The organism is Halomonas litopenaei (assembly GCF_017303055.1).
GTDB classification, from domain to species: domain Bacteria; phylum Pseudomonadota; class Gammaproteobacteria; order Pseudomonadales; family Halomonadaceae; genus Halomonas; species Halomonas litopenaei_A.
Genome location: NZ_JAEKJT010000005.1, coordinates 455,532 through 477,741 on the forward strand (window position 1 = coordinate 455,532; position 22,210 = coordinate 477,741).

The 22,210-nt window shown below is 62.0% G+C and carries 19 protein-coding genes; 13 read left to right on the forward strand and 6 right to left on the reverse strand.

The genetic code is table 11. The features are described 5' to 3' along the window. The first annotated feature begins 16 nt into the window (after positions 1-16). On the forward strand, positions 17-463 hold the full coding sequence (gene fur, locus JF545_RS12260) for a ferric iron uptake transcriptional regulator (protein ID WP_206942445.1): 447 nt from the start codon (positions 17-19) through the stop codon (positions 461-463). 109 nt (positions 464-572) lie between these two features. Here fur and recN read toward each other — a convergent pair whose 3' ends face one another. Then, positions 573-2,246: a DNA repair protein RecN gene (recN, locus tag JF545_RS12265; protein WP_206942446.1), complete on the reverse strand. Its 1,674-nt coding sequence runs from the start codon at positions 2,244-2,246 to the stop codon at positions 573-575. A gap of 380 nt (positions 2,247-2,626) precedes the next feature. Between recN and grpE the strand changes: the two genes are divergently transcribed. From grpE to JF545_RS12285, 4 genes are all read left to right on the forward strand, one after another. After that, complete coding sequence (grpE, locus tag JF545_RS12270) at positions 2,627-3,271, forward strand: nucleotide exchange factor GrpE (RefSeq protein WP_206942448.1); 645 nt, start codon at positions 2,627-2,629, stop codon at positions 3,269-3,271. A gap of 151 nt (positions 3,272-3,422) precedes the next feature. After that, positions 3,423-5,354, forward strand: coding sequence for a molecular chaperone DnaK (gene dnaK, locus JF545_RS12275; protein WP_206942450.1), 1,932 nt, complete (start codon positions 3,423-3,425; stop codon positions 5,352-5,354). 90 nt (positions 5,355-5,444) lie between these two features. Then, entirely contained in the window at positions 5,445-6,581 is a 1,137-nt protein-coding gene (gene dnaJ, locus JF545_RS12280) for a molecular chaperone DnaJ (RefSeq protein WP_206942452.1), read from the forward strand. Between the two features lie 217 nt (positions 6,582-6,798). After that, complete coding sequence (locus tag JF545_RS12285) at positions 6,799-7,710, forward strand: DMT family transporter (RefSeq protein WP_206942454.1); 912 nt, start codon at positions 6,799-6,801, stop codon at positions 7,708-7,710. A gap of 26 nt (positions 7,711-7,736) precedes the next feature. Here JF545_RS12285 and JF545_RS12290 read toward each other — a convergent pair whose 3' ends face one another. Genes JF545_RS12290 through JF545_RS12300 form a run of 3 tightly spaced genes read right to left on the reverse strand, consistent with a single transcriptional unit; the run spans position 7,737 to position 10,649 of the window. Continuing rightward, positions 7,737-8,486 carry an ABC transporter ATP-binding protein gene (locus tag JF545_RS12290; protein ID WP_206942456.1) on the reverse strand — a complete coding sequence of 250 codons (750 nt, stop codon included), beginning with the start codon at positions 8,484-8,486 and terminating at the stop codon, positions 7,737-7,739. Next, on the reverse strand, positions 8,480-9,547 hold the full coding sequence (locus tag JF545_RS12295; RefSeq protein WP_206942458.1) for a FecCD family ABC transporter permease: 1,068 nt from the start codon (positions 9,545-9,547) through the stop codon (positions 8,480-8,482). The genes JF545_RS12290 and JF545_RS12295 overlap by 7 nt, the downstream gene beginning before the upstream one ends. After that, positions 9,537-10,649: an ABC transporter substrate-binding protein gene (locus JF545_RS12300; RefSeq protein ID WP_431606263.1), complete on the reverse strand. Its 1,113-nt coding sequence runs from the start codon at positions 10,647-10,649 to the stop codon at positions 9,537-9,539. Before JF545_RS12300 ends, JF545_RS12295 begins: the two co-directional genes overlap by 11 nt. Before the next feature lie 184 nt (positions 10,650-10,833). On the opposite strand from JF545_RS12300, the gene JF545_RS12305 reads away from it, so the two are divergent. Next, on the forward strand, positions 10,834-11,106 hold the full coding sequence (locus JF545_RS12305; protein WP_206942460.1) for a DUF2218 domain-containing protein: 273 nt from the start codon (positions 10,834-10,836) through the stop codon (positions 11,104-11,106). 4 nt (positions 11,107-11,110) lie between these two features. On the opposite strand, the gene corA is transcribed toward JF545_RS12305, so the two are convergent. Continuing rightward, complete coding sequence (gene corA / locus JF545_RS12310; protein WP_206942462.1) at positions 11,111-12,076, reverse strand: magnesium/cobalt transporter CorA; 966 nt, start codon at positions 12,074-12,076, stop codon at positions 11,111-11,113. A 191-nt stretch (positions 12,077-12,267) separates the two neighbouring features. Here corA and JF545_RS12315 point away from each other — a divergent pair, with 191 nt between their 5' ends. The 3 genes from JF545_RS12315 (at position 12,268) to JF545_RS12325 (ending at position 14,828) form a co-directional block, all read left to right on the forward strand. Further along, positions 12,268-12,852 (forward strand): MarR family winged helix-turn-helix transcriptional regulator, encoded by a 585-nt coding sequence (locus JF545_RS12315; RefSeq protein WP_206942463.1) that lies wholly within the window; start codon positions 12,268-12,270, stop codon positions 12,850-12,852. Then, positions 12,849-13,823: a DMT family transporter gene (locus JF545_RS12320; RefSeq protein WP_242520810.1), complete on the forward strand. Its 975-nt coding sequence runs from the start codon at positions 12,849-12,851 to the stop codon at positions 13,821-13,823. The genes JF545_RS12315 and JF545_RS12320 overlap by 4 nt, the downstream gene beginning before the upstream one ends. 246 nt (positions 13,824-14,069) lie before the next feature. Further along, positions 14,070-14,828: a class I SAM-dependent methyltransferase gene (locus JF545_RS12325; protein ID WP_206942465.1), complete on the forward strand. Its 759-nt coding sequence runs from the start codon at positions 14,070-14,072 to the stop codon at positions 14,826-14,828. On the opposite strand, the gene JF545_RS12330 is transcribed toward JF545_RS12325, so the two are convergent. After that, on the reverse strand, positions 14,797-15,903 hold the full coding sequence (locus tag JF545_RS12330; RefSeq protein ID WP_206942466.1) for an esterase-like activity of phytase family protein: 1,107 nt from the start codon (positions 15,901-15,903) through the stop codon (positions 14,797-14,799). The genes JF545_RS12325 and JF545_RS12330 overlap by 32 nt on opposite strands. Positions 15,904-16,002: 99 nt before the next feature. Between JF545_RS12330 and dapB the strand changes: the two genes are divergently transcribed. The 4 genes from dapB (at position 16,003) to greA (ending at position 22,089) form a co-directional block, all read left to right on the forward strand. Then, positions 16,003-16,821 carry a 4-hydroxy-tetrahydrodipicolinate reductase gene (gene dapB / locus JF545_RS12335; RefSeq protein ID WP_206942468.1) on the forward strand — a complete coding sequence of 273 codons (819 nt, stop codon included), beginning with the start codon at positions 16,003-16,005 and terminating at the stop codon, positions 16,819-16,821. Positions 16,822-17,188: 367 nt separating this feature from the next. Continuing rightward, entirely contained in the window at positions 17,189-18,334 is a 1,146-nt protein-coding gene (carA, locus tag JF545_RS12340) for a glutamine-hydrolyzing carbamoyl-phosphate synthase small subunit (protein WP_206942479.1), read from the forward strand. A 51-nt stretch (positions 18,335-18,385) separates the two neighbouring features. Beyond that, a complete protein-coding gene (gene carB / locus JF545_RS12345) occupies positions 18,386-21,616 on the forward strand; it encodes a carbamoyl-phosphate synthase large subunit (RefSeq protein ID WP_206942481.1) in 3,231 nt (1,076 codons plus the stop codon). Beyond that, complete coding sequence (gene greA, locus JF545_RS12350) at positions 21,613-22,089, forward strand: transcription elongation factor GreA (RefSeq protein ID WP_206942482.1); 477 nt, start codon at positions 21,613-21,615, stop codon at positions 22,087-22,089. Before carB ends, greA begins: the two co-directional genes overlap by 4 nt. Positions 22,090-22,210 lie beyond the last annotated feature (121 nt).

Consider the following 22,210-nt stretch of genomic DNA (forward strand, 5'->3'; position numbering starts at 1 on the left):
ACTGCGAAGAGCAACCATGGCCGACAAGAACCATGAATTGCGCAAGGCCGGACTGAAAGTCACCCTGCCGCGCGTTAAGATCCTGCAGATCCTCGAATCTGCCACCGATCAGCACCACCTGAGTGCCGAGGACGTGTACAAGACGTTGCTCGAAGCTGGCGAAGATGTAGGCCTGGCCACGGTATATCGTGTCCTGACTCAGTTCGAGTCAGCGGGCCTGGTGATACGACACAATTTCGACGGTGGCCATGCGGTCTTTGAGCTCTCTCAGGAAGAGCATCATGACCACATGGTGTGCCTGGAAAGTGGCGAAATCATCGAGTTCTTCGATGAAACCATCGAGCGTCGCCAGCAAGAAATTGCGGAAGAGCACGGTTTTGAGCTCGTGGACCATGCGCTGGTCCTTTACGTCAGACCGAAAGGCTCCAAGGCCACTCGTCAGGAAGGTATCGCCAAGCGTTAAGATTGGCGCTCCTTGCCTGAGCTTAGGTGTACAAGCCTCCGCCCCAGGGTGGAGGCTTTGTTGTGTCTGCCTGTTTTTTGTCGACGGATGTGCGCAGTGTGTCCGCCGGTCAATGGTGGGCGCGCTGGCTGGCGTCGAGCATCTCGCGGGCATGGGCGAGCGTCTGATCGGATAGCTTGACCCCTCCCAGCATGCGAGCCAGCTCGCCCACTCGTCCGGCCTCGTCCAGCAGCGCCATATGCGTCGAGGTGCTGTCCTTGCGGGCCTTCTTCTCGATATGCAGATGGTGGTGCGCCTGTGCGGCGACCTGTGGCAGGTGTGTGACCGTCAATACCTGGCCACCTTCGCCAAGACGCTTGAGTAGCTGCCCCACGATCTCGGCCGTTGCGCCTGATACCCCGACATCCACTTCATCGAACACCAGGCAAGGAATGGTCGAGTGCTGTGCCGCGATGACCTGAATCGCCAGGCTGATGCGTGACAGCTCACCCCCAGAGGCGACCTTGGCCAGAGGCCTGGGTGGCTGGCCGGGGTTGGCTGCAATCAAGAAGCGCACCCGGTCCATGCCTTCGGGGGCGGCGGCATCTCGCTGGCTGACTTCTACCTCGAAGCGCGCCTTGCCCATGGCCAGGAAGGCCAGCTGCTGCTGAACCTCCTTGCCAAAGCGCTTCGCCGCCTTGTGGCGTTCACCGCTGACCTTTTCCGCCAACTGTCGCCACTCTGCCTTGAGGGCATCGGCCTTTTCGGTCAGTGCTTCCAGGTCCTCGTCGCCACCCTCAAGGCCTTCCAGCTCGGTGGACAGGCGCTGATGCAGGGTGACGATCTCCTCGGGCAACACGTGATGCTTGCGGGCGATTCGGTGGGTTTCAGCCAGTCGTTGCTCGACCCATGCCAGGCGCTCAGGGTCGAGTTCGACACTTGCCATGACCTGGTGAAGCTCTCTTCCGGCCTCTTCCAGTTGGATGCTGGCATCCCCCAACAGCGCCAGAGCGTTAGCCAGTGCCCCCTGGTTGCTGCCCGGCAAGGCCGCAAGGCGCTGGGTGGCCTGGTGCAGCAACGGCAGTGCGCCACCCTCGTCATTGTCACAGCAATCCAGTGCAAACTGGGTCTCTGCCAAGCGCGTTTCAGCGTGGGCGAGCAGTTCCTGTTCCTGTTCCAGGCTGTCCAGCTCATCCTCGCCCAGGCCCAGCTGGTCGAGCTCTTCCACCTGGTAGCGCAACAGCTGCCGACGCGCACGAATGTCGTCGCTGTCGTCGGCCAGGCGCTTGAGTTGGCGGCGGGTGGCCTGCCACTCACGGTAGAGCTCGGCCAGGCGTACCACCGACTCGCGGTGGCCGGCCAGGTCATCCAGCAGCCTGAGGTGGGTGTCCTCTGCCAGCAGCGCCTGATGGGCATGCTGGCCATGGATCTCGATCAAGGTTTCGCCCAGAGACTTCAAGTCGGCGATGGTAGCCGGCTGACCATTGATCCAGGCCTTGGAGCGACCGCTCTTGGTCACGACCCGACGCAGCAGGCAGTCATCGGCAGACAGCTCTCGGCTCTCCAGCCAGGTGCGTGCATTGGGTAGGCCGCTGATATCGAAGCGTGCGCTCAGGTCGGCGCGAGATTGTCCGTGACGGACGCTGCCCGCGTCGCCACGCTCACCCAGGCAGAGCCCGAGGGCGCCGAGCAGGATGGACTTGCCTGCACCGGTTTCCCCGGTAATAGCGGTCATGCCACCGTCAAGCTCAAGCTCGAGGTGGTCGACGATGGCAAAATCCTGGATCGAGAGTTCGGTCAGCATGCGGGCCTCCGGGTGACGCTACCTGGAGCAGGTGGCGGTAGGTGCTCAATGCTTGATCCCGGTGAGGATGGAAGGATGGACGCATCCGTGCCGGGAGGGCGGTAGACGGGTACTGGTTATCTATCCATGACTTGGTGTTTTATACAGTAGTTGATGCGCGCCGACAATGCACGCCGACGTGCCGATGTCGGCGCCGTCATTGGCGAATGGCTGTTCGTGTGAGTCAGATCAGCCTTCGGGGCCCTTGAGATTGTCCTGGCCAGCCCCATATATCCCTGCAGTTTGCGGCCGAGGGAAGCAGGCGATGTCACGCTTCCTTGCGGTCAATCACTTTACAGGCGGTGCCACCGCGATTGTTGGAATGCTTCAGGAGGCTGCACATGGCCAAAGATCCCCAGACCCCGCTGGATGACGAACTCGCACGCCAGGAACAGGAAGGCGATCCGCAGCAGTCTGCAGAGACTGCCGAAGCGATCGAAGGCGAGTTGGATGACATCATCGACTTGGCTGAGGATGACGCCCAGGGCGACGCCGTGGAAGGCAGTGACAATCCTGAGGCTGAGGTGCTGGCCGCACGGGTCGAGGAGCTCGAGCAGAGCGTGGCCGATGCCAAGGATCAGGCGCTGCGCGCAGCGGCAGAGGCGCAGAACGTTCGCCGCCGTGCAGAAGCCGAGGCTGAAAAGGCCCGCAAGTTCGCGCTGGAGAAGTTCATCAAGGACCTTCTGCCGGTGGTAGATAGCCTCGAGAAAGCCCTTGAGGCCATGGGCGATGATGCCTCTGAAGCGCATCGCGAAGGGGTTTCCATGACCCTCAAGATGCAGCTCGACGTGCTGGGCAAGTTTGGCGTCGACATCGTCGAACCCCATGGCGAGCCGTTTGATCCGCAGTTCCACGAGGCCATGGCCATGGTGCCCAACCCCGAACTTGAGCCCAACACCGTCATGGACGTGATGCAAAAGGGGTATGTGCTCAACGGCAGACTGGTGCGCCCGGCCATGGTGGTCGTCAGCCAGGCCGCCGGCTAAGCCGGACGCCCGAAAACGTTAAGGGTTGTCGCGCCGGAAAGCGGATGGGGACTTGAAAACGGCGATAACGCCCCCCAGATAGTCGGCAACCCCGCGGTTAACGCCGCAACACGAACTTTAGTTACGCAATACACGAATTCGAGGATTTCCTATGGGACGCATCATCGGCATTGACCTTGGTACCACTAACTCTTGTGTGGCCGTGCTCGACGGCGACAGCGCCAAGGTAATCGAAAACGCAGAAGGCGCACGCACCACTCCGTCCATCATCGCCTACACCGACGATGGCGAGACTCTGGTGGGGCAGGCGGCCAAGCGTCAGGCGGTGACCAACCCGGAAAACACCCTGTACGCGATCAAGCGCCTGATTGGCCGTCGTTTCAAGGACGACGTTGTCCAGAAGGACATCAAGATGGTGCCGTACACCATCGCCGAAGCCGACAACGGTGACGCCTGGGTCGAGGTGAAGGGCAAGAAGCTTGCGCCGCCCCAGGTCAGCGCTGAAGTGCTGAAGAAGATGAAGAAGACCGCTGAGGACTATCTTGGCGAAGCCGTGACCGAGGCGGTCATTACCGTGCCGGCCTACTTCAATGACAGCCAGCGTCAGGCTACCAAGGACGCCGGCCGCATTGCCGGTCTGGAAGTGAAGCGCATCATCAACGAGCCGACCGCTGCTGCCCTGGCCTACGGCATGGACAAGTCGCGCGGTGACAAGACCATCGCGGTCTATGACCTGGGTGGCGGTACCTTCGATATCTCCATCATCGAAGTGGCTGACGTCGACGGCGAAACCCAGTTCGAAGTGCTCGCCACCAACGGCGATACCTTCCTGGGTGGTGAGGACTTTGACCTCAAGCTGATCAACTACCTGGTCGATCAGTTCAAGGCCGACAGCGGTATCGACCTGTCCGGGGACAACCTGGCGATGCAGCGCCTGAAGGAAGCTGCCGAGAAGGCCAAGATCGAGCTGTCCAGCGCGCAGCAGACAGACGTCAACCTGCCTTACATCACCGCTGACAACACTGGCCCGAAGCACCTCAACGTCAAGGTGACCCGCGCCAAGCTCGAGTCACTGGTGGAAGAGCTGGTCAGCCGTTCGCTGGCACCGTGCAAGACCGCTCTGTCGGACGCTGGCCTGTCTGCCTCCGAGATCGACGACGTGATCCTGGTCGGTGGCCAGACCCGCATGCCGATGGTGCAGTCCAAGGTGGCCGAGTTCTTTGGCAAGGACGCTCGCAAGGACGTCAACCCGGACGAGGCCGTGGCCGTGGGTGCTGCGATTCAGGGTGGCGTGCTTGGCGGTGACGTCAAGGACGTGCTGCTGCTCGACGTGACGCCGCTGACCCTGGGCATCGAGACCCTGGGTGGCGTGATGACGGCGCTGATCGAGAAGAACACCACCATTCCGACCAAGAAGACCCAGGTGTTCTCGACTGCCGATGACAACCAGACAGCCGTGACCATTCACGTGCTGCAGGGTGAGCGCAAGCAGTCCAGCGGCAACAAGTCACTCGGCCGCTTCGACCTGTCCGATATTCCGCCGGCACCGCGTGGCGTACCGCAGATCGAAGTCGCCTTCGACCTGGATGCCAACGGTATCCTCAATGTGTCCGCCAAGGACAAGGCGACCGGCAAGGAGCAGTCCATCGTCATCAAGGCCTCCAGCGGCCTGTCCGATGACGAGATCGAGCAGATGGTCCGCGATGCGGAGGCCCATGCCGATGAGGACAAGAAGTTCGAAGAACTGGTCGCACTGCGCAACCAGGCCGATGGCATGATCCACGCCTCGCGCAAGACCCTCGAGGAAGCCGGTGACAAGGCGTCCGAGGAAGAGAAGCAGGCTATCGAGAGCGCCATCAAGGAACTCGAAGAAGCCCTGCAAGGCGATGACAAGGACGCCATCCAGGCCAAGCTTGATGCCTTGACCGAGGCCTCCGGCAACCTGGCGCAGAAGATGTACGCCGAGCAGGCAGATGCCGGCCAGCAGGCGGGCGACGCCGAGGCAGGCGCTGGCGCCAAGAAGGAAGATGACGTGGTCGACGCCGAGTATGAAGAAGTCAACGACGACCAGAAAAAGCAGTAACCACGACATCTGAACCTCGGATGACACCAGCGCGGGAGCCTGCCTCCCGCGTTGGTGTTGCTGAGGATCGCTACGGAGGCGGACAGACCCATGTCCAAGCGAGACTACTACGAGGTACTGGGTGTCGAGCGCGGTGCCGATCAGAAGGACATCAAGAAGGCCTATCGGCGGCTGGCACAGAAGTACCACCCGGACCGCAACCCGGACGATGACACCTCGGCGGAGAAATTCCGTGAAGTGTCCGAGGCCTACGAGGTACTGACCGACAGCGAGAAGCGCGCGGCCTATGACCAGTTCGGCCATGCCGGCGTCGACGGTCAGGGCGGTGGTGGCTTCGGCGGCGCCGGGGCTGGCGGCTTCAGCGATATCTTCGGGGATGTCTTCGGTGACATTTTTGGCGGTGGCGGCGGTCGTCGCAACCCCAACGCCCCGCAGCGCGGCAGCGATCTGCGCTACAACCTGGAGCTCGACCTCGAAAGTGCCGTGGCCGGTACCAGTGTGGACATTCGCGTGCCTCGCCACGTCGAGTGTGAGCGCTGTGACGGTGATGGTGCGGAGCCCGGCTCCACCAAGGAGACCTGCCCCACCTGTCACGGTCATGGTCAGGTACGCATGCAGCAGGGCTTCTTTGCCGTGCAGCAGACGTGTCCGACCTGTCATGGTAGCGGCCAGCACATCAAGGTGCCGTGCCACAAGTGCCATGGCGAAGGGCGCGTGCGCGAGACCCGCACCCTGTCGGTCAAGATTCCGGCTGGCGTCGATTCCGGTGATCGCATTCGCCTCAACGGTGAGGGCGAGGCTGGGGTCAACGGTGGCCCGCCTGGCGATCTGTACGTGCAGGTGGCGATCAAGCCGCACCATATCTTCGAACGGGATGGCCGTCACCTGCAGTGTGAAGTGCCGATCAACTTTGTTGATGCGGCCCTTGGTGGAGAGCTGGAAGTGCCCACTCTGGATGGGCGCGTCAAGCTGAAGATTCCGGCAGAAACCCAGACAGGCAAGCTGTTCCGGTTGCGTGGCAAGGGGGTCAAGCCGGTTCGCGGAGGCCCCGCGGGTGACCTGTTGTGCCGCGTGGTGGTGGAAACACCGGTTAATCTCAGCGAAGAGCAGAAAGACCTGCTCCGCAGCTTCCAGGACAGCCTCGGTGGCAGCAATGCCCAGCATTCGCCGAAGAAGTCGAGCTTCTTCGACGGTGTGAAGAAGTTCTTTGAAGATATGAAGCTGTAAGTCGCTGCTGGCCAGCGACCCGGGACTACCCGGGCTGATGTGACCCGCCAACCCCCGGCGCCATGCGCTGGGGGTTGGCGTTTGTCAGACAGGCACAAAAGGACGTGGGGACACATGGACCAGGACATGAGCCAGGGCCTGAATCAGGGCTTAAACCAGGGCTTAAACCAGCGCTTAAAACAGGGCATGAGCCTGCGCATTCACCAAGGCATAAGCCATGGGTAATCAGGACCGGCCGCTTGCGGGCATTGTGCTGCGGATTGGCTCCGGCCTGCTGTTTGCGGCGATGCTGATTTGCGTGAAATGGGTGAGTGACGACGTGCCGCTGGGACAGGTGGTGTTCTTCCGCTCCGCCTTCGCGCTACTGCCTATCGTGGTGTTCCTGGCCTGGCGTCACGAATTTCCTAAAGGACTGGCCACTCGCCGCCCTGGTGGACACCTGCTGCGTTCCAGTCTTGGCGCTGCGTCGATGTTTGCCACCTTCGCTGCCTTGGCCAGATTACCGGTGGCAGAGGCAACCTTGTTGGCACAGCTCGCCCCCGTGCTGATGGCCATCGGCGGTGTCGTGATGCTGGGGGAGCGCTTCACCCTTCCGCGGGCCTTGGCGCTGATGCTGGCTGTCGCTGGGGTCGCCGTGCTGGTTGTCCCGGATATCGGTGACAGCCACAAGGCCGGCCAGCTATCCGGTTATGCGTTAGGCGTGTTGGGGGCGTCGTTGACGGCTGCTGCGCTGGTGACGGTGCGACGTATCTCGCGCACTGAAGGCGCTGGTGCCATCGCGTTCTATTTCGTGCTGGCGTGCACCCTGGCGGGACTGGCGACGTGGCCATTGGGTTGGGTGGCGCTGCCGACGGAAACGTTGACGCTATTGATCCTGTCGGGACTGTTCGGTGGCGCGGCCCATATCTGCATGACCCTGGCGCTGCGTTTCGCGGAAGTGTCGCGACTGGCGCCCTTTGAATACATTGCGCTGATCTGGCCCGTGTTGGCAGACGTCTGGCTATTTGGCCAGCCGCTATCGTCGGGCTTTCTGCTGGCGCTGCCTCTGATGCTGGGCGGGGCGGCTCTGGCGGCGATGGAAGGGCGCCGCCTAGGCTTTCGCCGCAGGCGCCCTGACACGTTGAAGTAGGCTAGCCGGGCGAATCTAGCACTTCCCTAGATAGCGTCTTCGACAATCAGTTGCGGTACCCCCATGGAGCAGGGTTCAACCCTGGCTCTGACGCGGTAGACCCGCTCCACCAGCTCGCTGGTGACAACGTCTTTGGTGGCACCACATGCGACCAGACGGCCCTGTTCCAGCAGCATGGCCTGGTCGGTGAAGCGTAGTGCCTGTCCCAGGTCGTGAATGGCCACGAGAATGAGCATCTCGCGCTCACTGGCCAGACGCCGCAGGATGGTCAGAAGCCCGACCTGGCGATGCAGGTCCAGCGCAGAGGTGGGTTCATCCAGCAGCAGCACCTCGGGTTCCTGCACCAAGGCTTGTGCCGCATTGACCATCTGGCGTTGGCCACCGCTCAAATCCCCGATATCCCGCTCACTCAGGTCGGCGATGCCGAGCTCCGCCAGGGCTCGTTCGACCTGGGTCAGGTCCTGTGGCTGCACCTTCATGCCGCGCCCTTGCATGCGAGCCAGCAACACCGCTTCATAGACGGTCAGCACTGCGCTGGCGCCGTTGTCCTGGGTCATGTAGGCCATCGGGCGATCTTGCCGCGCGCCTTCCACAATGGCCTGTCCGGATCCCTTAAGTACGCCGAAGACGCGACGAAACAGGGTCGACTTGCCAGCGGCGTTAGGGCCCAGCAGCGCCACGACCTGGCCGCCATGGAAGGTCGGGGTAGTGATCTCGGCAAGAATCTGGCGCCGACCGTAGCGCGCCGAAAGACGATCAAGACGTAGGCTTACCATGAGGCCTTCTTATGGTTGAGCACGAGAAACAGGAAGAAGGGGATTCCCACCAACGAGGTGATGATACCGATGGGTATGACCGTGCCTGGCAGGATCACCTTGGACAGCACTGAGCCAATGGACAGGATCAGGGCGCCACACAAGGCGGATCCTGGCAGGAAGAAGCGTTGATCCTCACCGACCAGCAGGCGGGCGATGTGGGGCCCGACCAGACCGATAAAGCCGATGGTACCGACAAAGGCGACGGAGACCGCTGCCAGCAGGGATACCAGCACCAGCACTTCGAGGCGCAGCCGCCGAGGCTTCAGCCCCATGCTTTCCGCCTTGGTGTCGCCCAGACGCATCGCCGTCAGCGCCCAGCCGTGACGGGCCAGCAGCGGCACCACCAGCAGCAAGACGCCGAGGGCGATCCATAGCTTGGGCCAGGTGGCCTTGGTCAGGCTGCCCATGGTCCAGAAGACGACGGCAGATACCGCTTGCTGGCTGGCAAAGAACTGAATCAGCGCCATCAGGGAGTTGAAGATGAAGACCATGGCGATGCCTAGCAGCACGATGGTCTCGATAGTGACGCCACGCTTGAGGCTAAGCGCATGAATGAGGAACGCCGTGAGCATGGCCATGACAAAGGCGTTGATGGGGATGACGTAGTCCAGTGCTGCCGGGATGATGGCAACGCCGAAGGCCAGCGCCAGGGCCGCGCCAAAGCTGGCACCGGCAGAGATACCCAGGGTGAAGGGGCTGGCCAGAGGATTGCTGAGGATGGTCTGCATCTGGGCGCCGGCAATGGACAGGCTGGCACCGACGACCAGGGCCATCAGCGCGACAGGCATGCGTATTTCCCAGACGATGACCCGCGCCTGTGCCTCGACCTGGTCAGGCGTCAGCAGAGCCGCGACCACCTCGGCGAGGGTGAAGCGGGCTGGCCCCAGTGCCAGGTCGATACATAGGCTGAGTGCCAGGGCTGCCACCAGCGCCGCCAGAATGATCTGGCGGCGCAGGACCAGTGAACGATAGGCGTCGCGACCGCTGTGATCGACGACCGCCGTACTGTCATTGCTCATCCAGAGTGATCCAGTAGCCGGGCTCGTAGTCGGTGGGCAGGAAGCGCTCGTGCAGCTCCTGGAAGGTCGCCTCGGGGTCCAGGTCCTCGAACAGTTCGGGGTGGAGCCACTTGGCCAGTTGCTGTACTGCCACAAAGTAGTAGGGACTGTTGTAGAACTGGTGCCAGATGGCGTGGAACTGACCCTGCTCCACGGCAGTGATGCCGGTCATTGCAGTGCGCTGCGTCAGCCGTTCCAGCTTGGTGCAAGCCGCGTCCATGTCAGCGCCAGGGCCCATGCCAACCCAGTTGCCGCCAGGCACATAGGCATCCCAGTTGCCACCGGTGACCACCACGTGGTCAGGATTGGCGGCAATGATCTGCTCCGGGTTTAGGGTGCCGAAGGTGGTGGGGATGATGCCGTCGGCGATGTTGCTGCCCCCCGCCAGTTCGACGTATTCACCGAAGTTGCCGGGCCCGAAGCTCATGCAGCAGTCATCCGAGTAGCCACCGGCGCGATCGATGAACACGCTGGGCCGCTCGGGATTCGCTTCCGCGATCACATCGGTCACTTTGGCCAGCTGTTCTTCCGAGAAGTCGATGAAGGCCTCGGCCTGTTGCTGCTTGCCGAGCAGCTCGCCCATCAGGCGCATGGAGGGGATCGTATGCGCCAGCGGATCCTCGCGGAAGTCCACGTAGACGATCGGAATGTCGAGCTCTGCCAGCTTGTCATCGTAGCCTGCGTCTTCCGTAGCGGCGCGAGCTTCCAGGTTCATCAGGACCACGTCGGGAGACAGCGAGGCGGCCTGCTCGACGTCAAAGGTGCCGTCCTTGAAGCCGCCGAACGTCGGCAGCTCCAGCAACTCGGGAAACTTCTCGGCGTAGCGGGAGTAGCTGTCCGGGTCGGCCTGGGAGAAGTCTTCACGCCATCCCACCACGCCAGCAAAGGGAGCGTCGGGCTGAAGTGCGCCCAGCAGATAGATCTGGCGGCCTTCGCCAAGAATGACTCGCTCAACCGGGGTCTCGAGGGTGACCTGGCGTCCGGCCACATCCGTGACAGTAGTGGTATCGGCCATGGCGGCCGCAGCCGCGAACGGGGACAGGGCCGCTAGGCCAAACATCATGAAAGGTTTCATCGAGACTGGGTTCTCAGGTGGTGAAGGACGGCCGAGTGCCCTGCATACATGGCTTGGGGGCGATCCAGGTGTCTTCCGTCGCAGAAAAGGCAACGCTGCGTTGCCTGACGTGGCGCGTGAGTCGGCGCTATTCTACTGCGACGTATTCGTATTCGTAAAAACGGTGAACAGTATGGTGGATTCCCAGGCTATCGTCGAGACGTCATCCGGGCAGCGCTTGATCAATCGGCTGTGCAAGCACTGGGCGCACAAGCTCGAGGTGGATGCGGCGTCGGGGCGAGTGGTCTTCCCTGGTGGCGAGTGCCTGATGAGCGCGTCAGAGACGCAGCTCAAGGTGGACCTTGAGGCGCAGGACGCGGAGCAGCTGGCACGCTTGCAGGGTGTGGTGGCCAGCCACCTGGAGCGTATGGCCAGCAAGGAGACGCTGAGCATTCACTGGCAGTAAGGTGTCATAGCCAGCCGGCTCGTCGAAAGTGACGATAAAGCGCGCCGCAGCATAGTCCCATGGCCCCCAGTGCCATGGGATAGCCCATGCGCCAGTCCAGTTCTGGCATATGCGTGAAGTTCATTCCCCAGACGCCCGCAAGAATGGTCGCCACGGCGAAAATGGCCGCCCAGGACGCCAGGCGTTTCTGCACCTCTCCTTCGTCGATGGCAATCATGGCCAGGTTGACCTGAATGGCGGTGGTGATTGTCTCGCGGATGGTGTCGACGGCAGCTTCAATGCGATGCAAGTGGTCGTAGACGTCACGAAAGTAATCCTGGGTGCCTTGGCAGAGCGCGGGCACGCGTCCGCCAAATAGATGGGCACTGGCTTCGGCCAGCGGGTTCACCGCATGCTTGACGCACATGATGCTGCGCTTGAGCTGATAGAGACGTTTCAGGCTGGTTCTTGCGTTGCCTTTGACGAACATCTGTTCCTCGATGCTTTCAAGCTCTGCCTCCAGGCTCTCGAGAATCGGAAAATAGCGGTCGACCACCACATCCATCAACGCGTACAGCACGAAGGCCGGCCCCTGTTTGAGGAGTTCTGGCTCTCGCTCGCACCGGTGCCTGACATCGGTAAAACCGCGATGGTGGTGCTGGCGCACCGACAGCACATAGCCAGGTCCCGCGAAGATGGCCAGCTGGCCGAACTGGATCTCCTCCTGTAGCGCCGACATCATCTGGGTCACCACGAACAAGGCATCTCCATACTCTTCCACCTTGGGGCGCTGGTGGCCTGCCAGGGCATCTTCCACCGCCAGTTCGTGAAGCCCGAATACCTCCTGGAAGGTGGCCAGTTCGTCTGCGTCCGGATCATGCAGGGCGACCCACACGAAGCGATGGGGGTGGGCAAGGTGGACGGCCACCTCACTGGCATCAATGTCGCAGAGCCGACGCCCCTCTTCATAGGCTACGCAGTTGATGATCATGGCTACCTCCCCCGTGCGATCGAGATGTCGTTGCTGAAAAGGTAGCTGGTGCTGTCGCTGGTCATCCGTCTTTGCAGTGCGAGGCACAACAACGTGGTGACGGTCCCTTGGCAAAACGGCTTGGACTATCTATCTTTATATAAAGATACTTTGTATAAAGATAGCTGTTCGAGCGGCGAGGGAGAGCGGTCATGACAGAGGCTGAGACAAAGACAGGGCCATCAGGTGGCAACAGAGGCATCGGTCCAGCGGCAGGTTCGGCCAACATTGGTGTTGCGGGCGAAAAAGATGCCATAGACCGTCTTCAGGACGAGTGGCGACGCGCGCTACCTGCCCAGGATCCCGTGGATATGGGGATTTTTACGCGCCTTTACCGAGTGCTGAAGCACGTGGATCGACGAGTGAATGCGGTGTTTCGCGAGCACGGCCTGAAAGAGGGTGAGTTCGACCTGCTCGCCACTCTGTATCGACGTGATGCTCCTGACGGTTTGACACCCAATGAGCTGTGCGAGGCTGTGGTGCTGACCTCAGGGGCCATGACACATCGCCTCGACCGCCTGGTGGAGCGGGGGTTGGTGGAGCGGGTGGCGCATCCCAGCGATCGCCGAAGCGTGCTGGTGAGGCTGAGCGAGGCGGGTAGAGCTATGATCCCCGGCCTGCTCGATGCCTACCTGGAGTCGCTGGCACAGATGCGCTCAGGGCTCGCTGATGAGCAAGCAGATGCCCTGGCCAATGGGCTGCGTCAACTGTTGCTGACATTGGAGGAGCGCCAATGAGCTCGCTAGCCCGGTCTTCCTGGAGGGCTGGCGCCTTGCCTGCCCATCTTGGCATGGTGTTGTGGGCCTTGCTGGTGGGGCTGTCATTCCCGGCCGTCGGGTTGCTCAGTCAAGGACTGCCGCCGCTTGCGCTGACATCGTTACGCTTCGTGATTGCAGCGGCTGCGGTGTTGCCGCTGGTGTGGCGGGCGCCAGGCCTTTGCCCCAGTCGTCCCGGGCTGCTGCTGTATGGGCTGATGGGGCTGTGTCTGGCAGGTTTCTTCGGCGCCATGTTCTGGGTGGCGCACCTGACCAGTGCCCTGTCCATGGCCACCTTGTTCGTGAGCGTGCCGCTGCTGGCGTACACCCTCGGGCGACTGGTCGGCGTCGAGGATCCTGCGCTATCGCTGCTGGGGCTGCTGCTGCTGGGGGCGGCAGGCGCCATCGCGCTGGCGTGGGCCGAGGCAGGGGGGTCCTTTGCCAATATGCGCCTAGGCACGGGGGAGCTGGTCTTCTTCCTGGGCTGCATCGCCTCTGCGCTGTATCCGGTGCTGTCGAAACTGGGCTTGGCCAGAGGTTGGCTGTCGCCCCATGCGGGGGTGCGAACGCTGTGGAGCCTGGTGCTGGGGGCGCTGCTGATCGGCATGCTGGGTGTCGCGGCCGGGGATTCGACCGCCTTGCTAAAGATGACCTCCAGAGATCTCGGGATCTTGGTGTATCTCGGTCTGTTCTCCAGTGGCATGACGTTCTGGCTGCAGCAGTATGCTACGGCCACGCTGACTCCAGCAGGGGTCACTGCCTATGGCTATCTCGTGCCGTTTGTCTCGATGTGGCTGCTATTCGTGCAGATGCCGACGCGCATATCCTGGCTGTGGTTGCCTGGGAGTGTGCTGGTCGTTGCCGCCATTGTGCTGCTGTTGCGGCGGGACATGCGCCAACGGCGCCACGCAGTGCCCAGGACGGATGCGGAGCCGGGATGTCGAATGGGGTAAGTACACTTCGATTATTGTGCGGTAATGCGCAAATCTAGCTTTTGTGTTTCTGTGTATCTAAATGTGACGTGACGTTATCTCTGGCGGGCGGTAAAAGGTGGCTCATCGGCGGTTTTGGCCATGGAGCTCGTCATGTCAGGTATTTGTTCTTCTTCCTTTAAAAACCGACAGCCAGAGCAAGGCCCAGCCACTGACTCAGAGTCATTTGCACCCTCTTCTTCCGTGGCTGATGCGGGTGGGCTAGCCATGGCGTCATCTGGCGACGGTTTTTCCGACGCCTTGGCCGAGCGCTACGACCAGCTGGCTCAAGATCCCCGCTACTGTATTTTTACCGGGTCGGTGCTGCACTACCTGGGGCTGGAGGAAGGGGTTGTCGGCAAGCGGGTGCTCGATGTGGGGTGTGGCAACGGCGACCTGGCGGCAGATATGCGTCGTCAGGGTGCGAGTGAGGTGGTGGGCGTCGATATCAGCCCCGCGCAGATAGCCCTGGCCAGACAGCGCCATGGTGGGCTCGGCACGACGTTCCGTGTGGAGGATGCCTATCAGCCGCTAGCCCTGCCCGAGGCGCCCTTCGATACCCTGGTCAGCGTCTTTGCCTTTCATTTCATTCAGGATCCAGAGCAGTTGGCTCGTGCGTGTCGCAATCTCTTCGAGGCGCTGAAGCCTGGCGGCCTGCTGGTGTGGCTGGATATCACCCATGACTATGTGTTCGATCCAGAGCGAATGGCGCGGCTGGAAGCCTTGACCAGCTATCGCTATGACCCTGGGGTGGCGCCGGGGCAGCGTCCGGCTCCCTGGAGTCGCGTGGCGGGTCAGGTGCGCTCGGGGTCTGCCTGGTTGCCGGTGGACCATGTAGCCATTCCCGGCAGAACCGTGGTCGAAACGCTGCAACGCGTGGGCTTTTCGCAGGTCCGGCGCGAGCCGTTGCGATTTCCTGATGCCGAGTCAGCTTGGTTGTGGGGGCCAGAGGGCTTCAATCATCACCTGCTGGTGGCCCGTCGCTAGACATTGGTGGTCCCGCTGGAAGGGGTGTGTCAGCGAGGTCCTGCCGCAGGCGGAAGCAGCTCAGCAGATTGCGCTGAAGTGCACTGAAGTTGTCGTCGCTGACCATCAGGATGCTGCCTTCTGGCAGGCTTGCCAGTCCTTCCATGTTGTCGATTCGCCAGCCGTCTCCTGCAGACAGGCTGGCAAGACGTGTGACGTCGACGGTTGGGGGTTGGTGCAGTTCGACCAGGCTCAGGGTGATGGTCAGAGGGTGTGGTGGGGAGAACGCCCGCTCCAGGGCCAGCAGACGGGGCGAGCGAGTGCTGGCAGCGTCTTCGAGTGTCAGTAGCTCTGTCAGTGCGCTGCCAGGTGCCGATGCCAAGGGGTAGTGCCAGCGGGTGACCGGTGTGTCGTCGCCGGGCAGGCTGAACAGCAGCGTATGGCGGCTTGAGACGTCGTCGGAGGGAGGCTGTGGCATGTCGGTCGGTGGGGCTTCCAGTCCCGCGACCAGACCAAGGCCGGGCACCCAGGCAAGCGCCTCCAGGCTCTGGTTGTCAGCAGCGCTGGCCGTCAAAGGGGAGCGTATGATCCGTCCGCTTGATACCCCCGTGGTGGTGAAGCCTTCGACACGGTGATCCTGTTCAAAGCCCACCAGCAGCTGCGTATTGCCTGCAACGTTGTCGCGATCATTTATCAGGACCAGGGACTCGGCGTCTGCCGCCTTGCCTTCCAGGCGGCGACCGTCTCGGTCCGTCAGTCGGTGGCTCGATAGCGCCGTGAGGTCAACCAGCCTGCCATTACGAAATACGGGAATCGCCTGGTGCAGGCGTCCACGATCCGATAGCAGATACAGGCGCTGTTCATCGTTGTCCCAGGCCATGGCGGACAGCCCGCCGAGGGGCACCGGCGCGACATCATCAAGCGGCTGCCATTCGCCGGGTAGCGCCAGGGTGCCGCAGAACTCGAGCGCTGCCGGCGCGGGGGCATCACCCTGAAGGTTGGCTGAGGCGACCTGGGTAGTGCAGCCGCTGAGCCACGACGACAGGATGATCAGTCCGATGGCCAGGCAGTGTGGGGGCAAGGGCTTGGGCAACATGGAGGCCTCATTGAAGCGTGGGCAAGGCATTGTGGTGTGGCATTGGTATACTGCGCCAAGTTTCTTGCAGTTTTATCATTGGTCAGCGCTGGAGTTTGCATGAGTTCAACCGCCCCTCGTATTGCTATTGTCGGCGTCGCCGGTCGCATGGGTCGCACCCTGGTCAACGCCGTCGCCCAGGATGAAGCGGCTTCTCTCGCCGGTGGTATCGTTGAGCCGGGCAGTTCGCTGACGAACGCAGACCTGGGAGAGCTCGCGGGTATCGGTCGGCTGGAGGTGACTGCGGTCGATTCCCTGGACGCTATCGTCGATGATTTTGACGTCTTGATCGACTTCACCGCGCCAAAGGTGACGCTGGCCAACCTGGCGTTCTGCGCCCAGCATGGCAAGGCGATCGTGATTGGCACCACGGGCTTGTCCGATGACGAGCTGGCCGAGCTCGACAGCTATCGCGACCGGGTCGCCATGGTGTTTGCGCCCAACATGAGTGTCGGTGTGAATCTGACGCTGAAGTTGCTGGAAACCGCGGCGAAGGCGCTTGGCGATGAAGGTTACGACATCGAAGTGATCGAGTCCCATCATCGACACAAGGTGGATGCCCCCTCCGGCACGGCGCTGCGCATGGGCGAGGTGGTTGCCGCCGCTCTGGATCGTGATCTCAAGGAGCACGGTGTATTCGAGCGCGTCGGCCAGTGCGGCCCCCGTGATGCCAAGGAGATTGGCTTCGCTACCGTGCGTGCAGGGGATATCGTCGGTGAGCACACCGTTATGTTTGCGACGGAAGGTGAGCGCATCGAGATTACCCACAAGGCGTCTAGCCGCATGACCTTTGCCCGCGGTGCTGTGCGCGCTGCGCGCTGGGTGGCCGGGCGCGATGCCGGACGCTATGGCATGAACGATGTGCTGGGGCTTGAGTAAGTCTGTCTGGTCGCAACGTTCGGTGGCAAAGGCTGCCGGGGGTTGATGCGTGAACGGGGGTAGTCAGATACCTCTGAATGCTGTAACATTCCAAAAATTTTGGCCGAGCCGGGCATGAAAGTGCCGCCCAGAAAGCGCATTTAACGACGCTTGCTGGCGTAGTGTGGCGGCCGTGCATTCCGAGCGAATGACAACAAGCGGGATGAAACCGGTCAAACACCGGGTTTCGTCCCGCTTTTTTACGGCCCGGCCCCTCGTGTGCTTGTCATGCGGCGGGCCGGGTCGGTGCCGAATGGCCTGGCGACAGGCTGTCACGGGCGGTGGCAGCGGTCGTGGATACCTTGACGAGCTTTGGGAGGACGTAGCGTTGAACAAACCCGCAATATTGGCCCTGGAAGATGGCAGCGTATTCCACGGCACGGCCATTGGTGCAGACGGGCAGACCAGTGGCGAAGTGGTGTTCAATACGGCCATGACCGGCTATCAGGAAATTCTCACCGACCCTTCCTACTCTCGACAGATCGTCACGCTGACCTACCCTCATATTGGCAATACCGGCATCAATCCCGAAGACATCGAGTCTTCCAGCATCGCCGCCGCGGGCCTCGTCATCCGCGACCTCCCGTTGGTTGCCAGTAACTTCCGCTCCACCCAGAGCCTGTCCGATTATCTCGCCAGTCAGAATGTCGTCGGTATCGCAGATATCGATACGCGCCGCCTGACGCGCATTCTGCGCGACAAGGGGGCCCAGAATGGCGCCATCTTGGCGGGCAGCGAGGCCGAGGGCGATGACGCCGTAGCGCGCGCGCTGGAAGCCGCGCGTGCCTTCCCGGGGCTCAAGGGCATGGATCTGGCGAAGGTGGTGTCCTGTAGCGAAGCGTACGAATGGAATGAAGGCGAATGGCAGCTGGGCGAAGGCTACGTTAACGCTGCTGCCGGCGAGCGCCCCTTCCATGTGGTGGCCTACGACTATGGGGTCAAGTTCAACATTCTGCGTATGCTGGCCAGCCGCGGGTGCAAGTTGACGGTGGTGCCGGCGCAGACGCCAGCGGCTGAGGTGCTGGCGATGAAGCCCGATGGCGTGTTCCTGTCCAACGGCCCCGGCGACCCCGAGCCCTGTGACTATGCCATTGAGGCAATCCGCGAGATTCTGACCACCCAGGTGCCTGTCTTTGGTATCTGTCTGGGTCACCAGCTGCTGGCGCTGGCCAGTGGGGCAGCCACGGTCAAGATGAATCATGGTCATCACGGTGCCAACCACCCGGTGCAGGATCTCGATTCCGGGCATGTGATGATCACCAGTCAGAACCACGGCTTTGCCGCCGACGAGACATCGCTTCCGGACACCCTGCGAGCGACCCACCGCTCCCTGTTTGACGGCACCTTGCAAGGTATCGAGCGTACCGATTGCCCGGCCTTCAGCTTCCAGGGTCACCCCGAGGCGAGCCCAGGCCCCCGCGATGTGGCGCCGCTGTTCGACCGCTTCATCGACATGATGCAAAGCCGTCGTTAAGGCGCTCACCCAGACTCCGGTTCATCGTCCAATTTTCTTGCGGGAAGCACCATGCCCAAGCGTACAGACCTGAAAAGCATCCTTATCATCGGCGCAGGCCCGATCGTCATCGGTCAGGCCTGCGAGTTCGACTATTCCGGCGCCCAGGCCTGCAAGGCCCTGCGTGAAGAAGGGTTCCGCGTCATCCTGGTCAACTCGAATCCGGCGACGATCATGACCGATCCCGCCATGGCCGACGCTACCTATATCGAGCCGATCACCTGGCAGGCGGTAGAGAAGATCATCGAGGCTGAACGCCCCGATGCGGTGCTGCCGACCATGGGGGGCCAGACCGCGCTGAACTGCGCACTGGACCTGGATCGTCACGGTGTCCTGGAAAAGTATGGCGTTGAGATGATCGGGGCCAATGCCGACACCATCGACAAGGCCGAGGATCGCGATCGCTTCGACAAGGCGATGAAGAATATCGGTCTGGAGTGCCCCAAGGCCAAGATCGCTCACAGCATGGACGAGGCCTGGGAAATTCAAAGCGAACTGGGCTTCCCGGCCATCATCCGGCCGTCCTTCACCATGGGCGGCTCTGGCGGCGGCGTGGCGTACAACAAGGAAGAGTTCAAGGAAATCTGCCATCGTGGCTTTGAGCTCTCTCCGACCCATGAGCTGTTGATCGACGAATCGCTGCTGGGGTGGAAGGAATACGAGATGGAGGTCGTTCGCGACAAGAACGACAACTGCATCATCGTTTGTGCCATCGAGAACTTTGACCCCATGGGAGTCCACACGGGTGACTCCATTACCGTGGCGCCTGCGCAGACGCTGACGGACAAGGAATATCAGATCATGCGTGACGCTTCTCTCGCGGTGCTGCGCGAGATCGGCGTCGAGACCGGTGGCTCCAACGTCCAGTTTGGCGTGGACCCCGAGACCGGGCGCATGGTGGTCATCGAGATGAACCCGCGTGTATCGCGCTCCTCTGCGCTGGCCTCCAAGGCCACCGGCTTCCCGATTGCCAAGATCGCTGCCAAGCTGGCGGTGGGCTACACCCTGGATGAGCTGCAGAACGATATTACCGGCGGGCGCACTCCGGCCTCGTTCGAGCCGTCCATTGATTACGTCGTCACCAAGATTCCGCGTTTCACCTTCGAGAAGTTTCCCCAGGCCAATGACCGCCTGACCACCCAGATGAAGTCGGTGGGTGAGGTCATGGCGATCGGCCGGACCTTCCAGGAGTCTCTGCAGAAGGCCCTGCGCGGCATGGAGACCGGTAATGATGGCCTCGACCCCATCGTGACCGACTTCAGCGCTGACAACATGGCGCTGATCAAGGGCGAGCTGCAGGCTGCCGGTGCCGAGCGCATCTTCTACATCGCCGACGCTATGCGTTCCGGCATGAGCGTGGAAGACGTCTTTGAACTGACCAATATCGACCCCTGGTTCCTGGTCCAGCTCGAAAATATCGTCAAGATCGAGCAGGATCTGGCCAGTCGCTCGCTGTCCTCGCTGGATGCTGGCGAGATCTATCGTCTCAAGCGCAAGGGCTTCGGTGACGCGCGCCTGGCCAAGGTGCTTGGCGTTTCCGAGGACGATGTGCGCAAGGCACGCCAGGATGCCGGTATCCGCCCGGTGTACAAGCGGGTAGACACCTGTGCCGCCGAGTTTGCCTCCGACACCGCCTACATGTACTCGACCTATGAGGAAGAGTGCGAGGCCGAGGTCAGCGACCGCCAGAAGATCATGGTGCTGGGTGGAGGTCCGAACCGTATCGGCCAGGGTATCGAGTTCGATTACTGCTGCGTCCATGCCGCCTTCGCCATGCGCGATGACGGCTACGAGACCATCATGGTCAACTGCAACCCCGAGACCGTGTCCACCGACTACGATACCTCTGACCGTCTGTACTTCGAGCCGGTGACTCTGGAGGACGTGCTCGAGATCGCCGACAAGGAAAAGCCGGTCGGCGTGATCGTCCAGTTCGGTGGCCAGACCCCGCTGAAGCTTGCCCGTGCCCTCGAGGCTGCTGGCGTGCCGATCATTGGTACTACCCCGGATGCGATCGACCGTGCCGAGGACCGCGAGCGTTTCCAGCAGATGATCGACAAGCTGGGTCTGAAGCAGCCCCCCAATGCCACCGCCAGAAGCTTCGATGAGGCCTTCTCCAAGGCCGAAGCAATCGGCTACCCGCTGGTGGTGCGCCCGAGCTACGTGCTGGGCGGCCGGGCCATGGAGATCGTCTACGACGCCAGCGAGCTCGAGAACTACATGACCCATGCGGTCAAGGTCTCCAATGACTCGCCGGTATTGCTCGACCATTTCCTCAGTGCGGCGGTCGAGGTGGATATCGATGCAGTGTCCGACGGCGATCAGGTCGTGATCGGCGGCATCATGCAGCACGTGGAGCAGGCCGGTGTGCACTCGGGCGACTCCGCCTGTGCGCTGCCGCCGTACTCGCTGCCGGCGGACGTGCAGGACGAGATGCGCGAGCAGGTCAAGCGCATGGCCGTCGAGCTGGGCGTGAAGGGTCTGATGAACGTCCAGCTGGCCTGGCAGGACGGCGAAATCTACGTCATCGAGGTCAACCCGCGTGCCTCGCGCACTGTGCCCTTCGTATCCAAGTGCATCGGCACCTCGCTGGCGCAGGTTGCCGCCCGCTGCATGGCTGGCGTCAGCCTCAAGGAGCAAGGGTTCGAGCGGGAGATCGTGCCGCATTTCTATAGCGTCAAGGAAGCGGTGTTCCCGTTCAACAAGTTCCCCGGTGTGGATCCGATCCTGTCGCCGGAAATGAAGTCCACCGGCGAGGTGATGGGCTCTGGCGAGACCTTTGCCGAGGCCTTCTACAAGGCTCAGCTGGGTGCTGGCGAGGCGATCGCGCCGCTGACCGGTGATCGCAAGGCGTTCCTGTCGGTACGCGAGCCGGACAAGGCGGGTGTTATCGAAGTGGCTCGTTCTCTGGTAACATTGGGCTTCACACTCTGTGCGACCCGAGGAACGGCGGCAGCCCTTGAACAGGCTGGTCTGCCCGTTGAGGTCGTCAGTAAGGTTTACGAAGGCCGGCCGCACATCGTCGATTCCATCAAGAACGACGAGATCGCCTATATCGTCAATACCACCGAGGGCCGCCAGGCCATCAACGACTCCTCGGTGATCCGCCGCACCGCACTCGCCCACAAGGTTCCCTATGCCACGACGCTGGCAGGGGCCAGTGCCGTTTGCTTGGCGCTCGAGTACGGCAATGCCGTTACCGTGCGGCGGCTACAGGAACTGCATGCAGGAGCGAATACATGAACAAGGTCCCGATGACCGTCGCCGGTGAGCAACGCCTGCGTGAAGAGCTCGAGCAGCTCAAGAGCGAGGCTCGCCCGACAGTGATCGCTGCCATCGCGGAAGCCCGCGAGCATGGCGACCTCAAGGAAAACGCCGAGTACCATGCTGCCCGCGAGCAGCAGGGCTTCATCGAAGGCCGTATTCAAGAGATCGAGGGTAAGCTGTCCAACGCCCAGGTCATCGATGTCACCAAGTTGCCGAAGACGGGCAAGGTGATCTTCGGCGTGACCGTCGAGCTGTTGAACCTGGATACCGACGAAGAGGTGACCTACCGCATCGTTGGTGAGGATGAGGCCGACATCAAGGAGCGTCGCATCTCCGTCACGTCACCCATTGCCCGCGCCTTGATCGGCAAGGAAGAAGGTGAAGTGGTGCTGGTGCGCACTCCTGGCGGCGAAGTCGAGTACGAGATTACCGGCGTCGAGCACATCTAAGCGCAACTCTCCCGCTCCAACGACACCGCCCCGCCAGGCAACCTGGCGGGGCGGTGTCGTTTGGTGTTAAAGCTGGCCTTGAGCCGTCGCCTTCCGCGCTTGGCGGCTGACCTGATAGCCG